Annotated in this window: 15 protein-coding genes and 3 pseudogenes; all 18 read right to left on the bottom strand. The window is 39.7% G+C overall.

Annotation, left to right across the window (positions count from 1 at the left end):
• Positions 1–53 precede the first annotated feature (53 nt).
• Positions 54–1,418, bottom strand: coding sequence for a tRNA lysidine(34) synthetase TilS (gene tilS / locus AC4GME_RS01300; RefSeq protein WP_490376130.1), 1,365 nt, complete (start codon positions 1,416–1,418; stop codon positions 54–56).
• A 44-nt stretch (positions 1,419–1,462) separates the two neighbouring features.
• Positions 1,463–4,984: a DNA polymerase III subunit alpha gene (gene dnaE / locus AC4GME_RS01295; protein ID WP_490376129.1), complete on the bottom strand. Its 3,522-nt coding sequence runs from the start codon at positions 4,982–4,984 to the stop codon at positions 1,463–1,465.
• 51 nt (positions 4,985–5,035) lie between these two features.
• Positions 5,036–5,143: pseudogene (gene rnhB / locus AC4GME_RS01290) on the bottom strand (ribonuclease HII); the annotation flags it as partial.
• A 57-nt stretch (positions 5,144–5,200) separates the two neighbouring features.
• Positions 5,201–5,299, bottom strand: a pseudogene (gene rnhB / locus AC4GME_RS01285) (ribonuclease HII); the annotation flags it as partial.
• A 49-nt stretch (positions 5,300–5,348) separates the two neighbouring features.
• Positions 5,349–5,447, bottom strand: a pseudogene (gene rnhB / locus AC4GME_RS01280) (ribonuclease HII); the annotation flags it as partial.
• A 49-nt stretch (positions 5,448–5,496) separates the two neighbouring features.
• Positions 5,497–6,111 carry a ribonuclease HII gene (gene rnhB, locus AC4GME_RS01275; RefSeq protein ID WP_490376128.1) on the bottom strand — a complete coding sequence of 205 codons (615 nt, stop codon included), beginning with the start codon at positions 6,109–6,111 and terminating at the stop codon, positions 5,497–5,499.
• 18 nt (positions 6,112–6,129) lie between these two features.
• Positions 6,130–7,272: a lipid-A-disaccharide synthase gene (gene lpxB, locus AC4GME_RS01270; RefSeq protein WP_490376127.1), complete on the bottom strand. Its 1,143-nt coding sequence runs from the start codon at positions 7,270–7,272 to the stop codon at positions 6,130–6,132.
• A gap of 75 nt (positions 7,273–7,347) precedes the next feature.
• Positions 7,348–8,136, bottom strand: a complete 789-nt coding sequence (gene lpxA, locus AC4GME_RS01265) for an acyl-ACP--UDP-N-acetylglucosamine O-acyltransferase (protein ID WP_490376126.1) — start codon at positions 8,134–8,136, stop codon at positions 7,348–7,350.
• Positions 8,136–8,588: a 3-hydroxyacyl-ACP dehydratase FabZ gene (gene fabZ / locus AC4GME_RS01260; protein ID WP_490376125.1), complete on the bottom strand. Its 453-nt coding sequence runs from the start codon at positions 8,586–8,588 to the stop codon at positions 8,136–8,138. Before fabZ ends, lpxA begins: the two co-directional genes overlap by 1 nt.
• 15 nt (positions 8,589–8,603) lie before the next feature.
• Entirely contained in the window at positions 8,604–9,620 is a 1,017-nt protein-coding gene (gene lpxD, locus AC4GME_RS01255; protein WP_490376124.1) for a UDP-3-O-(3-hydroxymyristoyl)glucosamine N-acyltransferase, read from the bottom strand.
• Between the two features lie 10 nt (positions 9,621–9,630).
• Complete coding sequence (locus AC4GME_RS01250) at positions 9,631–10,143, bottom strand: OmpH/Skp family outer membrane protein (RefSeq protein ID WP_490376123.1); 513 nt, start codon at positions 10,141–10,143, stop codon at positions 9,631–9,633.
• Between the two features lie 108 nt (positions 10,144–10,251).
• On the bottom strand, positions 10,252–12,672 hold the full coding sequence (gene bamA / locus AC4GME_RS01245) for an outer membrane protein assembly factor BamA (RefSeq protein WP_490376122.1): 2,421 nt from the start codon (positions 12,670–12,672) through the stop codon (positions 10,252–10,254).
• A 208-nt stretch (positions 12,673–12,880) separates the two neighbouring features.
• Positions 12,881–14,257, bottom strand: a complete 1,377-nt coding sequence (gene rseP, locus AC4GME_RS01240; RefSeq protein WP_490376121.1) for a sigma E protease regulator RseP — start codon at positions 14,255–14,257, stop codon at positions 12,881–12,883.
• Complete coding sequence (ispC, locus tag AC4GME_RS01235; RefSeq protein WP_490376120.1) at positions 14,251–15,450, bottom strand: 1-deoxy-D-xylulose-5-phosphate reductoisomerase; 1,200 nt, start codon at positions 15,448–15,450, stop codon at positions 14,251–14,253. Before ispC ends, rseP begins: the two co-directional genes overlap by 7 nt.
• 3 nt (positions 15,451–15,453) lie before the next feature.
• Positions 15,454–16,305 carry a phosphatidate cytidylyltransferase gene (locus AC4GME_RS01230; protein ID WP_490376119.1) on the bottom strand — a complete coding sequence of 284 codons (852 nt, stop codon included), beginning with the start codon at positions 16,303–16,305 and terminating at the stop codon, positions 15,454–15,456.
• Positions 16,306–16,336: 31 nt separating this feature from the next.
• Complete coding sequence (gene uppS / locus AC4GME_RS01225) at positions 16,337–17,092, bottom strand: polyprenyl diphosphate synthase (protein WP_490376118.1); 756 nt, start codon at positions 17,090–17,092, stop codon at positions 16,337–16,339.
• Positions 17,093–17,172: 80 nt separating this feature from the next.
• Entirely contained in the window at positions 17,173–17,730 is a 558-nt protein-coding gene (gene frr / locus AC4GME_RS01220) for a ribosome recycling factor (RefSeq protein ID WP_490376117.1), read from the bottom strand.
• A gap of 47 nt (positions 17,731–17,777) precedes the next feature.
• Positions 17,778–18,518: a UMP kinase gene (gene pyrH, locus AC4GME_RS01215; protein WP_490378914.1), complete on the bottom strand. Its 741-nt coding sequence runs from the start codon at positions 18,516–18,518 to the stop codon at positions 17,778–17,780.
• Between the last annotated feature and the right edge of the window lie 40 nt (positions 18,519–18,558).

Genomic DNA, 18,558 nt, shown 5'->3' with positions numbered 1-18,558 from the left:
GAGTAGTACAGGACTTGAAAGAGTAGTACAGGATTCGAAAGAGTAGTACAGGATTAAGCAAATGAGATGCGTAAATTACACGACGGTGCTTCACTTGCTAAAGTTTGACACTGCCATAAACCAACGGCCAATCTCAGCTCACCATTTATCAAAATAAACGGCACCAAATCACGTAACCAGGGCGGAACATGGTATTCATGTAATAATTTTTTAATACTGCGGGAGCCTGTTCGACCAATTGGCTTGCAGGTTAATTGAGCCGGCAACTGCTGGCGAAAACAGATTTCAATTTTTGAATTTTCTTGGAATTTCAGCACTTCACTTAAGTTATCTTCGCCTTCAATATGATTGAAAAATAACTTTACCCGTCCATCCGCTAAACTTATTTTTTTTTCACCTTGCCAGACAATTGACTCACAGCAGTCTGCTGCGATATCTCGATCCCTTAGCAGGTAAATATGCTGGCGGTAGCGACGGATAGAATAACCTTTAAACTGCATAACGGGTAAAGCGTCATTTTTTGCTAAGACAACATCGGTCCAAATGGTTTGTAATTGTATCGCAGACGGGTAATCCAGCTCATTTTCTTTAAACCAAAAACGTAAAACATTATTGCGACGCCCGCTGCTTATTTTTTTTAATTGCTCAAAATTTAAAGCTTGCTGATTTAAAAAACAAAACACAGCAGTGCTGAAATCCTGTGCGGCTATTTCGTCTAAAATCTGTTGCTGTTCCTGACAAATAGTTGCGGTGCGAGCCACCGATTTACTGATGCCGGGCCAACGCATTTTTAATAATGGTGAAATAGTATGACGGATGAAATTTCGATCAAAAACTTGATCGTCATTACTTTCATCTTCAATCCAATCTAATTGAAACAGAGCTGCGTAGTCCTCTAACTGTGCCCGAGAGCAGTTTAATAATGGCCGGATTAAATAACCCGACTTAAGCTTCTGCTTGTGACGGATGCCCTGCAGCCCAGTATTACCAGAGCCTCTTTTTAATGCTAACAATACCGTTTCCAGCTGATCGTCTTGATGGTGGGCAGTAACTAAATAGCTATTGGCAGATAATCTTTCTCTTAAACAGGCATAACGTTTTTCTCTGGCAAGAGCTTCAAGGCTAGTACGGGTTTGTTTGTTTAGATGCACCCTTGAGCAGGTAAAATCAATGACTAAATTAGCGCATAAATCATGGCAGAAATCACTCCAGCTCTGCGCATTTTTACTTAGCCCATGATTAATATGATGAGCGCTAAGGGTTAAATTCGGCTCTATTTCGCGTAATCTGGCGAAAAGATGCAACAGCACAACGGAATCTAAACCGCCACTTAAGGCGATATGATAATCAATATTGTCAGTTACAGGTGCAGATAACAGCTGCTTGGCGAATTCTTCTAACAAATCATCTTGTCGCATAAAATCACAAACCTTGCGAGACTAAAGTCTCACCTCCAATAAAATTAACTGACATGATCAAAGTGTAAGCTAACATTTTCTTCACCCACGAGACGCTCCAATGAAAACAATAGATCATCAGAGGGTGTTACCGACCAAGCGCGCCCTAATGACAGCTCTGTTTGTGCTTGTTGATTTTTATATTCGATAAAAACAGGACACAAACCACCCTTTGCCGGTTGTAAAGCCTCATTTAACTGTGTTTGAAAATCAGCGCCTATTTGCAGGAAATTTACTTTTAAACGTAATTTTGATGCAAAGCGTTCACGCGCCTGATCAATACTCATCACTTCACGGGCATTCATTTTTAAGCCGCCGTTAAAGAAATCTTCACTCACTTGACCTTGTAACACCACAACACTATCTGTCACCAACAGTTCTTCATATTGATCCAGCAGATCTGCAAATACAGTAATATCCATACGCGAGCTTTTATCATCAAGGGTAATAATCCCCATACGTTTACCCGCTTTAGTAACCATTACGCGCATGCTTAAAATAAGCCCTGCGACGCGGCTGTTTTGACCGCGACGGTTAGCGATAAGATCCACCAGTTTAGTACAATGAAAAGCTCGAATATGTGACTCATACTGGTTGATAGGGTGCCCTGTTAGATATAACCCAAGCGTCTCTTTTTCACCGGCTAACCACTGTTTTTCCGGCCATTCCGGCACCGATGCAAACTTATTGGCTATCTCTTCACTGTCAGTGGTCAACACACCAAACAGATCGCTTTGTCCGAATGATTCAGCTTTTTTATGCTGCACAGCTGATTGCAGTGCATTCGGTAGCGTTTCCATTAAAGCGGCACGATGAGGCCCAAGCTTATCTAACGCACCGGCTAAAATCAGCTTTTCTAAGATACGTTTGTTACAACGCTTAAGATCAATACGGTTACAAAAATCAAAAAGATCTTTAAACTTGCCACCCGCTTCACGCGCTTCAATAATCGCATCAACAGGGCCTTCGCCCACCCCTTTCACCGCACCAATACCGTAAACAATGCGCAGATCCGGATCAACGTTAAATTTGAATAAACCTTCGTTGACATCAGGGGGACCAAGATCTAATCCCATACTTTGACACTCTGCCACCAAAATAACGATTTTCTCGGTATTATCCATATCCGCAGACATAACCGCGGCCATAAAATAGGATGGGTAGAAGGTTTTCATCCACAGCGTTTGATATGAAACGAGTGCATAAGCTGCTGAGTGTGATTTATTAAAACCGTAACCAGCGAATTTTTCTACCAAGTCGAAGATCTTCATGGCCAGTTCGCCATCAACCCCATTGGCAATCGCGCCCTCTTCAAAGGTAGCGCGCTGTTTTGCCATCTCTTCCGGCTTTTTCTTACCCATAGCACGACGTAACATATCCGCGCCACCCAGTGTATAGCCGGATAAGACCTGAGCAATCTGCATTACCTGTTCTTGGTATAAAATAATGCCGTAGGTTGGTGATAAGATCTCTTTTAATGATTCATGCTGCCAGGTTGCATCAGGGTAGGAAACTTCCTCTCGACCATGTTTACGCTCGATAAAGTTATCTACCATGCCGGACTGCAATGGTCCGGGACGAAACAGCGCAACCAGTGCGATCATATCTTCAAAAGAGTCAGGTTGTAATCGGCGGATCAGGTCTTTCATACCGCGCGACTCTAACTGGAATACTGCCGTAGTTTCATAGCGTTTTAATAACTCAAAGCAAGCCGGCTCTGTAAGATCTATTTTTTCGATAAAAATTGGCTCTTCACCGCGCGTTTTTTTATGCGCGTTAGCCATATCAATTGCCCACTGAATAATGGTCAGTGTACGTAAACCCAAAAAGTCGAATTTAACCAAACCCGCAGTTTCAACATCATTTTTATCAAACTGAGTAACCGGGTTTTTACCCTCATCATCACAATAAAGCGGCGCAAAATCGGTAATCGTTGTTGGTGAAATAACCACACCACCAGCATGTTTACCGGCATTACGTATTGTGCCTTCAAGTGTGCGGCACATATCAATTAAATCTCGTACCTCTTCACTACCGTCATAACGCTCTTGTAACCTAGGCTCTTCTTCAAATGCTTTTGTAAGCGTCATGCCCGGTGTCGGCGGCACCAATTTGGAGATACCGTCAACAAAACCATAAGGATGGCCAAGCACACGTCCGACATCACGAATAACCGCTTTGGCGGCCATAGTACCGAAAGTGATAATCTGCGAAACGGCATCACGGCCATAAAGCTCGGCAACGTGATCTATTACTTCATCACGTCTATCCATGCAGAAGTCGATATCAAAATCGGGCATAGAGACACGTTCAGGATTCAAGAATCGTTCGAATAGTAGTTCCAATTCAAGGGGATCAAGATCGGTAATTTTTAGTGCATACGCAACCAATGATCCCGCACCACTGCCTCGACCCGGTCCAACAGGAATATAATTATCCTTACTCCACTGGATAAACTCCATTACGATTAAGAAGTAACCCGGGAAACCCATGGTATTAATCACGTCTAATTCAATCTGCAGACGTTCATCATAGGGTTTACGGATCTCAGCAAAATCAGGTGAATTTTTATCAAAAAGAAATTCTAAACGTGCCTCTAGCCCCTTGCGGGAAACCTCACAGAAGAAATCATTAATCGACATATCGCCAGTCGGAAAATCAGGTAGAAAATATTCGCCTAAACGTAATGTGACATTACAGCGCTTGGCAATTTCGACACTATTTTCAAGTGCTTCTGGGATATCTGAAAAGAGCTCACACATCTCCTCTGAACTGCGTAGATATTGCTCGGGACTGTAATCTTTATGACGGCGATCATCACCTAATGTATAACCCTGGTTAATACAAACACGGATTTCGTGAGCGTCATACAACTCTTGATCAGCAAAAACAACCTGGTTAGTGGCAACCACCGGCAGTTTAAATTTTTCAGCCCAGGCAAGCGCAAAATGCAGGTAAGTTTCTTCTCCAGCTCGATTGGTACGAATTAGTTCAAGGTAATAACGCTGCGGAAAATATTGTGTATAAAAGTCAGTAATCTGCTCAGCAAGTTCATGATTGCCTTTTAATAATGCTTTACCAAGATCCCCCTCTTTTGCGCCAGAGAGTAAAATAACACCTTGATTATGTTCAACCAACCACGCTTGATCAATAATGGCACGGCCAGCCACATGACCACGTAAATAGGCTTTCGAAATTAACTCAGTAACGTTTTTATAACCAACATCATCCATTGCCAATGCGGTAATTCGAAATTGTTCACCTTCAAGCAGTTCACTTTGTACCCAAAAATCAGCTCCGACAATCGGTTTGATACCCGCAGCATGAGCGGCGCCGTAAAACTTAACCAAGCCGCAAAAATTGGTTTGATCGGTTATCGCCAATGCAGGCATATTCATAGCGGCTGTTTTAGCAACTAACGGTTTTACCTTAGTTAAGCCATCCACCATAGAAAAATCACTATGGACCCTTAAATGGATAAATTTTGGTTGCAGTGTCGATATTGCAGTGCTTTGTGTTTCAGACATAGGTTCTCAATTAATAATGCTGAGTGCTTTAATGCTTTGTATCAATTTACTTTATAAAATGCCAAGTGCTTTTTTTACAGGTTTAAAGCTTTTGCGATGCTCAGGAATAACGCCAAACTTCTCTATAGCTGCAAAATGCGCTAATTGATGAGGATAACCTTAGCATGCACTTAGTATATCCTTAGTAAGCATGCACAGGGCCAATAGCTCTATATATTACAGCAAACCAAGTACTTTTTTTACAGGTTTAAAGCTTTTGCGATGCTCAGAAATAACGCCAAACTTCTCTATAGCTGCAAAATGCGCTATTGATGGGGATAACCTTAGCATGCCAAAATATAGAGAGTGGCAATAGCTCTATATATTACAACAAACCAAGTGCTTTTTTTACGGGTTTAAAGCTTTTGCGATACTCAGGAATAACGCCAAACTTCTCTAAAGCTTCAAAATGCGCTATTGATGGGGATAACTTTAGCATGCCAAAATATAGAAAGTGGCAATATCCCTATATCTTACAACAAACCAAGTGCTTTTTTTACGGGTTTAAAGCTTTTGCGATACTCAGGAATAACGCCAAACTTCTCTAAAGCTTCAAAATGCGCCTTGGTAGGATAGCCTTTATGTTTAGCAAAACCATATTCCGGATAACGAATATCCAGCTCAACCATTTCACGATCGCGTGTTACTTTAGCAATTATTGATGCTGCACTTATCTCTGCAACACGCAGATCACCTTTCACGATCGCTTCACTCGGCATATTCAATTTCGGGCAGCGATTACCATCAATAAATACAAATTCAGGCTGAATACTTAGCTGCTCAACCGCACGTTGCATCGCCAACATGGTTGCATGCAGGATATTAAGCTGATCAATTTCATCAGGACTGGCACGACCAACTGCAATACACAGTGCTTTTTCCTGTATCTGCTCAAATAACGACTGCAGTTTCTTTTCAGTTAATTTTTTAGAGTCAGTTAAACCTTCAATCGGATTATTGGCATCTAAAATAACAGCTGCGGTAACAACATCCCCGACCAGTGGGCCACGGCCGACCTCATCGACACCTGCAATTACATTAAAGTCGGGATAAACAACATCGGGAAAATCGGTTTTTAACTTGCTCATATAACTCTCTATTAACGTTTAGCGCTTTTCTAATAAATTCACAACAGCTTGGGCAGCCTGCGAGTCTGCATCGCATTTTATTAATTGATGTAACTCAGTGAAAGTCTTAATCATATCGCTATTGTCTTGCCCTAATAAACTATTCAATTCAGCAACAATATTTTCCACCGTACAATCGTGTTGACTTAACTCTTTAACCACTTCTTTGTCAGCAATTAAGTTAGGCAATGATGTGTATTTTATATTAGTCATCGCTTTAGCTATCACATAGGTTATTGGTTTCACACGATAAGCAACCACCATAGGTGCTTTGGCAAGCATAGCTTCAAGAGCTGCTGTACCGGACGCAAGTAATACTGTGTCGGCAGATTGTAAAACGGCGCTTGCTTGACCATCAAAAACAGTTAAGGGTAAATCAGGTGCATATTGTTTTTGCAGGAGTAAAAACTGCTTTTTACGTGCCGCATTAACCATAGGTACAATAAATTTAAGCTGCGGATATTGTTTGCTAATAATAGCTGCAGACTGTAAAAATATCGGCCCTAACAGTTCCACTTCTGCTTTACGGCTACCGGGCAAAATTGCTAACAATTTATCTTGCTCTGCCAGTCCCAATTTTTGCCGCGCGATATTTTTCTCCGGAAGTAACGGCAACTGATCTGCAAGCGTATGACCGACAAACTGACAGGGCACCTTAAACTTATCATAAAATGCTTTTTCAAAAGGTAAAAATGCTAAAACCAAATCGGTCGCTTTGGCTATTTTATGAATACGCCACTGTTTCCAAGCCCATACTGAAGGACTGACATAATGAATTGTTTTTATATTTTGTTGTTTTAATTTCAATTCAACCGTTAGATTAAAATCCGGCGCATCAATGCCAATAAAAATATCGGGAGGATTAGCGATAAAATGTTTAATAATAGATTTACGAATACGCAAAATGCTAGGTAATTTTCCTAGTACTTCTACAAAGCCCATTACTGACAAGGCTTCAAGCGGATGTAACGCTTTACAGCCCTGCGCTATCATTTTCGGCCCTGCAATACCTTCAAAAACAGCATCAGGATAATGTTCTTTTAATGCCTTAATTAAACCTTCACCTAAAATATCACCGGAAGCTTCACCTGCAATTAACCCAATTCGTAGTGGTTTATTCATAATCTTTTCTTATTCGATGTTTAAAAAAAAAGACTCAAATGAGCCTTTTTCTAATAATATATATTACCCAGGATCTTAACGCACAATGCCGCGACTGTCTTCACAGATAAAGTCATATAAGATTTGCAGTTCAGGGCAGGCTTCTAATTTCTCGGCAATTTCCAGTTTTGCTTGTTCAAGAGTATTACCTTGACGGCAGATAGCTTTATAGGCACGCTTGATTTCCATAATAGCAGCACTACTGAAACCACGACGTTTTAAACCAACCGAGTTAATACCTTGCGCTTTTGCATAATTACCGGTCGCCATAAAATAAGGCGGGATATCTTTATTTACCGCAGAGCATCCGCCAATCATGGCAAATTCACCAACACGTGTGAATTGATGCAGTGCAGAAAGACCACCAATAATCACGTTATTAGCCAGCTTAGTATGACCAGCCAATGTTGCATTATTTGATAAAATAATATTATCACCAAGGATACAATCATGGGCTACATGCACATAAGCCATCAGTAAATTATTATTACCAATACGGGTTGTGCCTTGATCCTGTGCCGTACCACGATGGATAGTACAGCTTTCACGAAACACATTATTGTCGCCGATTTCTAAAAATGTTTCTTCACCATCATATTTTAGATCTTGGCAATCTTCACCGACAGAGGCAAATTGAAAAATCTTATTGCCTTTACCCATTTTAGTCGGGCCTTTGATAACAACATGCGGTGCAATCCAGCAATTATCACCAATTTCAACTCGATCACCAATAATAGTATATGGACCAATTTCTACATTTTTACCGATTATGGCGTTTTCATGCACAATTGCAGTTGGATGAATTCTTGCTGTTGAATTTGTCATTAGATCTCTCTTCTTGCACACATGATCATCGCCTGACAAACAACTTCACCGTCAACTTTTGCCACACATTCAAATTTACCCATGCCGCGACGATCTTTCAAATAGATAACATGCAGGTTTAAAATATCACCAGGAACAACAGGCTTGCGAAAACGCACCTTATCGATAGAGGCTAAAAAATACAGCTCATTTTCAGCAGGTTTGCCGTAAGTTGCAAATGCTAATACACCCGTTGCCTGTGCTAATGCTTCAACAATCATTACACCGGGAAATACCGGAGTACCAGGAAAATGTCCTTGAAACTGCGGTTCATTAAAAGAAATGTTTTTGACACCATGCAGTGTTTTACCAGGAACATAATCTAATACACGATCCACTAATAAAAACGGGTAGCGATGCGGCAAAAGATCCATGATCTCTTTAATATCCAGTGAATTTAATTCATTACTCACGATCTGTTCCTTTATTTAATCTTTAAGTTGTTTTTCAAGTTCTTTAACACGTTTAAATAAATCATCAATTTTTAACGTATATGCGGTTGTTTTGCGCCATGCTCTATTTTTTTGTGCAGGTACACCTGATGAATAAACCCCAGCTTCATTAATACTGCGCATCACCATGCTGTCGCCGGTAATAACCACATTATCGGCAATATTCAAATGGCCATTCATCGCAACCGAGCCGCCGAGTATACAGCTTTTACCAATTTTTGTACTGCCGGCAACATTTGAACCGCCGGCGATTGCCGTATGAGCGCCGATCGACACATTGTGAGCAATCTGACACTGATTATCAATTTTAACACCATCTGCAATGACTGTATTTGATAATGCACCGCGGTCAATGGTTGTTGAGGAGCCAATTTCAACATCATCCCCAATCAAAACCTGACCTATCTGAGGAATTTTAACCCAGGTACCTTGATAAGGTGCATTGCCAAAACCATCAGAGCCAATCACACTGTTTGCATGGATAATACAACGTTTACCAAGTTGACAGTTATGATAAACGGTTACATTCGGGTAAATTTTACTCTGTTCACCAATTTGTGAATTTAAACCTATCACCACATTGGCAGAAATTTGACAGTTATCGCCAATTTTAACGCCGGCCTCGATCACAACATTAGCGGCAATCGCTACGTTTTCACCAATTTCCGCCGTTTCATGGATCACAGCAGAGGCAGCAATACCAGCTGCTAAATTCGGTGTTGTATCAAATAGGCGAGCTAATAATGCATAACCCACATAAGGGGTATCCATAAACAGGGCATTACCTTGATACTCTTCCTTTAAAGCTGTAGGCAGTACAATTGCACTCGCCTTACATTCATCAAGTTTGCTTAACAACTTCTTATCAGAGACAAAAGTAATATCTCCTTGATTAGCTTGATCAAACGTTGCCAGGCGATCTATAAGCTGTTCAGCATCGCCACCAAGTTGCGCGTTTAATAACTTAGCTAACTGTGCCAAATTGTATGTCATTTTTTAGAACCTACTTTTTGCTGATTTCTTTAATAACAACATCAGAAATATCAAGTTCAGGTTTAGAAAAAACAATCTGCTCTCCATTTAAAATAAGATCGTAGCCATCTTTCAAAGCGACTGCATTAATAACTTCACGTACCTGAATTAATGCTTTTTGTTGTTCTTCACCTTGACGGCGACGATTATCTTCTTCAAATGCTTTACGTTTTAATTTGTACTCAGATAGTTTAACTTCAGCTTTACGTTTTAAGCTGGTTACTTCATTCGCCGCCATCATTTCGGCGTCACGTTCAAGTGTGGCTTCTATCTTAGTTATCTCTTTTTCCAGAACCTGCAGGTCCTCATAACGTCCTTTGAATTCATTTTCTAACTTCTTCATGGTTTTTTCACGTTGCGGTGATTGTTTCATAATTTTAGAAGGGAAAACTACGCCAATTTTTTGCGTTTCCTGCGCAGCGTTTGCTGTTGATACTGAAACCATTGCAACTGCTAATGTAACTACTTTAAAAAAGCTTTTCATTTTGTAACTCCGTAATATAAAAAAGATAATAAGATAAAAAAGTAGCTAAACATATTAATCTATCAGTATGCGATTTAGCTAGTTATTATCATATTTGTAAATAAATAATTAGAATGTTTCACCAATATTGAATGAGAATACTTCAGTTCTATCTCCTTCATACTCTTTTAGAGGCACTGCGAGTGTGAAAATTAAAGGTCCCATCGGCGATATCCAAGTGATTTGCGTCCCCAACGAAGCACGTATTCTGCCTGGTTTTGAATAATCTCCAAAATAATCGCAATTATATGAACAACTCATTTGACTATACTTATCATAATCAAATTCTGTATCCCAAACTTCGCCTGCATCGATAAATATGCTACTGCGAACTTGTCTTGTATAGGCTTCATCTAAAAACGGAACCGGGAAAATCAACTCACCGCTAATAGTGTATTTAGCGTTACCACCAACGGCACTATCCGTTAAAGCCAGAGTGCTATTACCGCCATCAGTTCCAACATACATAGCACGAGGGCCTACGGTATTACTTGAGAAACCGCGTAAAGTTCGGTAGCCACCTGCATAGTAATTTTCAAAGAAAGGTAATATTTGATCATTACCTTCAAATTGTCCGTAACCATTTCCGTATCCGGCAGATGCTCTTATTAATGTTGTCCAATCACCGTCATCAGAAAGACGCTGGTAATTACTAAAGTCAAAATTGACTTTAAAATATTGTAAATCTGAACCGGGTATGGTCATTTTAGTCCAAAAGGAGTGTTTCATACCTTGAGTCGCTAACTGTCCTTTATCAAGATTATTTCGTGTCCACTTTAAAGAAACATCAAAATTTTGAAAATTAACAGCACCGTCAGAATCTAACTGTGAAGCGTAAATATCCCAGAATTGTCTTAATTGCTCATAGGATTTCAGTTGTGAAATGCCATTATTTTCCCAACCAAAACTTAAACCTAAGCGGTTAAGTTCGTCCACAGGAAATCCTGCATTTAATCGAGCACCGTAAGTGGTATTGGTGTAGTCGACAATATTCGCTTCACCCGCCTCAAATTTATCATAAAAGATTCGACCACCGCCACTAACTCCATCTTTGGTAAGATAAGGAGTAGTGTAATTGACATTTGCACTTAAGCTATATTGGTTTGTTTTTGCTTCAAAGCCAACTTTATCACCTGAACCCAGGAAGTTATTTTGCTGCACACCAGCAGTTAAACTTAATCCTGATTCAGTACCGAAACCAACACCCGCATTAAATGAACCAGATGCTTGTTCTTCAACATTAACATTAACATCAACTAAATCATCACTCACTCTTTCGGTATTTATATCAACCTTAGAGAAGAAACCTAAACGATTTAAACGTGCTTTTGAGGTTTCAATACTTTCGCTAGATAACCAGCCACCTTCCATTTGACGCATCTCGCGACGCAAGACTACATCTTTGGTAGTGGTATTACCTGATATATTGATATGACGGACATATCCTCGCTGACCTGGTTCAACAGAAAAATTAACCACTACACTATTGGTTGCATCATCAATTTCAGGGTAGGTTGTTATTTCCGGGTAGGCATAACCTAAACGGCCGAAGTATTTACGAATACTTTGCTCTGTAAATGCCACATCTGATGCCGCATAAACATCACCGTTTGAAAAAGGGACTAATGAAGCTATTTCAGCATCATTATCTAACAGGTCACCAATAAATTTCACATCAGAAACTTTATATACTGCACCTTCATCAAGATTAACGGTTACATAAACACCTTTTTTATTGGGGGTTAATGAAACTTGAGTGTCCTCAATCTGAAAACGAATATAACCACGATCTAAATAATAACTTTTGATTACCTCTAAATCACCGGCAAGTTTTTGTTTTTGATAGTTATCATCAGCAAAAAAATCCCACCAACCACCAGAATCACTCAGTGTTAAGCGCTTTAACAGCTGCTGATCAGAAAAAACAGTATTACCGACAATATTTATCTGCTCAATTTTAGCAGACAGACCTTCGCGGAAAACAAACTGAAGGGAGACGCGATTACGTGGCAGAGTGGTGACAATTGTTTCAACTTGAGCACTGTACTTACCGACACTATGATAAAAGTCTTCCAGACTTTTTCCAATACCAGTAAGCGTTGTTCTGTCTAATGTTTCACCGACTTGTATCTGCGATGATTTCAACGAGTCAAAGATCTGTTCTTCTGTTAATTTATCATTACCAACCAATTCCACATTACTGATCGTTGGACGCTCTTTAACTTTAAAGATTAAAATATCACCTTCTCTAAATAACTCGATCGATTCAAAGTGACTACTTGCATAAAGCTTTTTCAGTGCTTTTGACAATTCATAATCATCAATAACATCCCCTTCGCGAATAGGCAGGCTTAATAAGGCAGCCCCTAAAGTAACACGCTGTAAACCATCAAACTGCAAATCAGAAATTGTAAATTTCTCTGCAGCAGAAAACAGAGGGAAACAGCTGCCAATTATTAGTGCAGAGGTAAGTAGGTATTTCTTGATCATTTTATTCGTTAATCCTTTACAACACTTATATTGTGTTTTTTATTTAGCCCGCTAAGTGCCGTTTTTTCTGATATAACCACAAATTCTAACACTATGGCCAAACTGAAAGCGATTAAAATACAATTATTCATTTAACAAGGTACGGAGTTTATAAAGTTATAAATACACTTTCAACACAATGATTTATCAACTACTAAATCACTGCAATCTATAATAAATCAAAATCATTAAGTATGGCGACGGTCATTAAGGTCATTAAAATAGCCCCGCCGATCCTAAACCCTATCTCTTGAATTTTCTCTGGAATAGGTTTTCCAGCTATCAGCTCCGCAAAGTAATAAAGCAGATGTCCTCCATCTAATACCGGTAATGGGATTAAATTCATCAAACCTAAATTAACACTAATTAAAGCTAAAAAGCCCAAAAAGTATTCAATGCCATAACCAGCACTCATTCCTGCACCTTTGGCAATAGAAACAGGGCCGCTTAAATTGGTAACAGAAATATCACCTATCACCAACTTTATTAACGTATCAAAAGTCAGCTTAGTTAACTGCCCTGTTTTTTCAACGCCTTTAATAAAGGCGTTTAATGGAGAAAACTGCAATTTTACAAGATATTCTTCCGGATACGGATCAACTACAGGCGATACTCCGATATATCCTTGTATAGAATCAGACTGTAGCTTTCTTGCCTCGGGTGTCAACTCAACAGTTGTGACTATTGTGCCTCTTTCAATTTCAAGTTTCAGCGCCTGGTTAGCATTTTTCTGGATCAGTTCAACAAATTCCTGCCAATTGCTTAATTTAACACCATCAATCGCACGTAACTTATCACCAATCTGCAGCCCTGCTCTATCACCAGCACCACCTTTTACTATATTTTCCACTTGCAAGTGGACATCAGGTGTATAAGGAAGCAGGCCTAAACTGCTTATAATTGACTCTTTTTTTGGATCAAATACCCAATTCAGCAATGAGACCTTAAAAGTTTTTGTTGGTTCAAAGCTATGACTATTTTTATCAGCAGTTAATGGCGTAATAGTGATATTAAACTCATTTTCACCAATTTGACTGATCAATGCCAGATTAAGGGCTTCCCAATCTCCAATCTGTTGCTCATTAATAGCGGTCACTTGAAAAGGAGTATCACTTTTAATAATGCTCAGAGGCGTATCAGCAAGCGTCTCTTGAATAATCGGTTTTGCACTATTAATACCAATCATATACATAAAAAAGAACGCAATAATTGCCAATAAAAAATTAGCAATTGGTCCGGCAGCTACGATAGCAATACGCTGCCAAACTGTTTTTTTATCAAAAGCGTACTGCTCATCTTCAGGTAATAAGCACTCTGCGCGCCCATCCAGCATTTTTACATAACCACCCAGTGGAAAGGCCGCAATTGCAAACTCAGTGCCCTGTTGATCTGTGCGTTTAAAAAGGACTTTACCAAAACCAATTGAAAAACGATGTACTTTTACACCACAACGTCTGGCCACCCAAAAGTGACCATATTCATGGATCGCAACCAGAATACTAAGTGCGATAATAAATGAGCCTAAATTCCATAAAGCACTTAACATAAAAGATCTCGTTTAATTATTTTGTGTGCGGCCTCTTTAGCCTCAATGTCGATTGCTAACAGATGTTCAATCGAGTTAATCTGCTGAGTCTCGCTACTGTTTAATACACGCTCGGTAAGCTGTGAAATTTGAGTGAATTTTATCTGTTTATTTAAAAACGCTGCAACTGCCACTTCATTTACCGCATTTAAGGTGGTGGTTGCTTGTTGCCCTTGATAACAGGCATCAATCGCTAATTTCAAACAGGGATAACGATTAAAGTCAGGCTCTAAAAAGTTAAAGTTAACACCAGAGAAAAAGTCTAAAGGAGCCGCGCCACTATTGATACGCAGCCCTCCCCCCATCACATGAGCAATAGGAATACGCATATCCGGATTACCCATTTGTGCAATCACACTGCCATCTTTATATTGCACCATTGAATGAATAACAGACTGAGGATGAATAACCACTTGTAACTGATCGACAGAGGCGTTAAACAACCAACGCGCTTCAATATACTCAAGCCCTTTATTCATCATGGTTGCTGAATCTATCGATATTTTTTGTCCCATTGACCAATTAGGGTGTTTAACTGCTTGAGCCGGCGTTATCAGCGAAAATTCGCTTAACGGTTTTTCTAAAAAGGGGCCACCCGATCCCGTCAGCAATATCTTTGCTACGCCTTGACCTTGCAGATCACAAGCACCAAGACTGTTTTGCAGATTTGTCGATAAAGCCTGGTATATCGCATTATGTTCACTATCAACTGGCCATAACTTAGCACCCGACTTGCTAACCGCATCAATAAACAGTGCCCCCGACATCACTAATGCTTCTTTATTGGCAAGAAAAATCTCTTTGCCCGCATTTACAGCTGCTAATGTTGTTTTTAAGCCCGCACCACCAACAATGGCAGCCATCACACTATCAACATCGCAGCTTGCTAATAATTGCAGTAACTGTGCTTCGTTATCAAGCACCTGACAAGGTGAGTTTGCCTGTTTGAGTAACTCAGCTAAACGCAAGCGAGCATGTTTTTCACTCATGGAGACATATAAGGGAGAGAACTCCTGGCACAGCAAAAACATTTTATCAACGCTAGCAGAGGCTGCTAATAAAGTAATTTTGTATAAATCAGGGTTAGCGCGACAAACACTCAGCGTACTTGCCCCTATTGACCCTGTGGCGCCTAAAATGGCTAATTTTTTCATCTTTTAATTAAGCCAAATCAGATATAGAACGGCAAAAACAGGTACAGCAGCCGTTAAACTATCGATGCGATCTAAAATACCACCATGGCCCGGTAATAAATTGCCACTATCTTTAAGTCCCGCCTCGCGTTTGAAAATACTTTCGCTAAGATCACCCAACGCAGAAACAATATTAGTGACAAAAGCTGCGATAAAGAAGAAGACCATCTTTTCTGCTGGAATAACAAAAAAAACACTGGCAATAAATGCCACAACCATTGAACTCATCATTCCACCTAGAAAACCTTCGATGGTTTTACCAGGACTAACATTGGCTGCTAATTTATGTTTACCAAACTTTTTACCACAAAAATATGCGCCGGTATCCGCGGCCCATACTAATAAAAACACAAACATTAATAACTCAGCACCATAATAAAAATCATGATCAATATTCACTGAGCGTAATAACACCATGCCCCAGAAAAAAGGGATCAATGTAAATAAACCAAACAGGCTTTTAATTATTTTATTATCTTTCCAAATAGATGCTGTTTTTGGGTAAGTGACTACCATCACTAGGGACAAACACCACCACGCAGCAGCAAGGGTTAAACCATTTGTGAGAAGAGGATTGACCGTACCGTTTAACCAGATCTGTTCAACTGGTATAAATAGCAATGTCGCACCGAGTAGCAAAGCAAATAGATAAAGCACTAAACTCGAAGGTTTTTTACTGACAAATCCGCCCCATTCTTTACTTGCTAATAAAAAGACAGCCGCACAAAACAGCATAAAGAATTTAAGTGGTAGGAAGAAAACACCTGCAATTGCGAGTGGTGCTAAAATCAAGGCGGTTATAATTCGTTGTTTCACAGAGGTATCCTGTTAAATTCGGTTGTAATTTTCAATTTGACTCAGATTTTGTCAAACTAACTTGCTCACTTGTTTGTCCAAAGCGACGTTCTTTACCTGAAAACATGTCGAGTGCACTTTGGAAAGTCAAAGCATCAAAGTCCGGCCACAATACATCTGTAAAGTACAGTTCGGAATAAGCAAGTTGCCATAATAAAAAGTTACTTATACGGTGTTCGCCACCAGTACGGATCATTAAATCCACAGCCGGAAGTTTATGCAATGTAATTGCTCGGCTTAGTAATTCTTCATCGATATCATCTGCATCCAACTCGCCTGTTGCAACTAATTTTGCTAATTTTTTCGTCGCCTGAGTTATATCCCAACGCCCGCCATAATTAGCGGCAACATTAAGCACTAAGCCGGTATTATCCTTGGTTACCTTCTCAGCTTCAAAGACCTTTTTTTGTAAACGTTCACTGAAACCAGTTAGTTCGCCAATAATCTTTAATTTAATATTGTGCTTCTGTAATTTTTTCAGTTCGCTACCAAGCACAGTAAAAAACAGCTCCATCAACATATTGACTTCTTTTTCTGGTCGTTGCCAGTTTTCACTGCTAAAAGCAAAGATAGTTAACGCCTGAATATTGTTTTCGCTGGCAAAAGCAATCGCTTTACGTAAAGATTTAACACCATGTTTATGACCAAAAACACGATGTTTACCTTTAGCTTCAGCCCAACGCCCGTTGCCATCCATAATAATGGCAACATGCTTGGGAATTTTTACTTGTTGATTTAACGTTGTCACATATAGCCTTAATAAATAGAACTAACGGCAATACTATTAATTAACGTACCCGCTAATCAGGTACGTTAATTTTAATGTTATTAAACTTCTAATAACTCTTTCTCTTTTACAGCCAGAACATCATCAATCTGTTTAATAAACTCATTAGTGATTTTTTGAACATTTTCTTCACCAACACGTTGCTCATCTTCACTGATATCTTTATCTTTCTCTAATGCTTTAAGATCGTTATTTGCATCACGGCGGATATTACGAATCGCAATACGGCTATTCTCAGCTTCACCACGAACGACTTTAATCAAATCTTTACGACGCTCTTCTGTTAATGGTGGTAATGGAATACGAATTACCGTACCCGCAGACATAGGATTTAAACCAAGGTTTGAACCCATAATCGCTTTTTCTACCGCTTGAATCAGTGATGCATCAAAAACAGTTACCGTAAGTGTACGAGAGTCTTCAGTTGAAACATTACCCACTTGACGAAGTGGAGTATTGCTTCCGTAATATGGCACCATAATGCCGTCTAATAAACTTGGGTGTGCACGGCCAGTACGAACTTTTGCAAGTTGCCCCTTGAATGATTCAAGACTTTTACCCATACGCGTTTGTGCGTCAATTTTCACTTCATTAATCATAACAATTCTCTTAATTTAAATTTTTAAGTTTTTAAGTTTTTATTAGTTTATTTTACATCTGCACAGTGTGTGATTGTTGTACCTTCAGTATCACCTAATACTACACGACTTAATGCGCCTGGTTTATTCATGTTAAAGACTCGAATAGGTAAACTGTGATCTCGTGCCAGGGTAAATGCAGCTAAATCCATCACTTGCAGCTCTTTTTCTAATACTACCTGGTAATCAATCTCAGTGTATAATTTCGCATCCGGATTTTTAACTGGATCTGCATCATAAACACCATCAACTTTAGTACCTTTTAACACAGCATCTGCTTCAATCTCAATACCACGTAAACAAGCAGCAGAATCCGTTGTAAAGAACGGGTTGCCCGTACCTGCAGCAAAAATAACAACCGTACCAAGTTTAAGGTACTTGATAGCTTCCGCCCAGTTGTAGTCATCACAAACGCCATTTAGCGGGATAGCTGACATTAAACGAGAATTTACATGTGCACGATGCAGTGCATCACGCATTGCCAGACCATTCATCACAGTTGCCAGCATGCCCATATGATCACCGACAACACGGTTCATGCCAGCTTCGGCAAGACCTGCACCACGGAAAATATTGCCGCCACCGATAACTAAACCTACCTGAACACCCGCTTCAATTAAAGATTTAATTTCAAGTGCCATACGATCCAGTACTTTGGGGTCGATACCAAAACCTTCTTCACCGACTAAGGCTTCACCACTTAATTTTAATAAAATACGACGATATGCAGATTTAGGATTTGTGCTCATAATGTTCTTTCCTCAAAGTGGACGTAATAGCGATTGCATT

Source organism: Psychromonas sp. (assembly GCF_983033635.1).
Note: the sequence above shows the minus strand (reverse complement) of the source record. Positions and strands in the feature narration are given on the sequence as shown.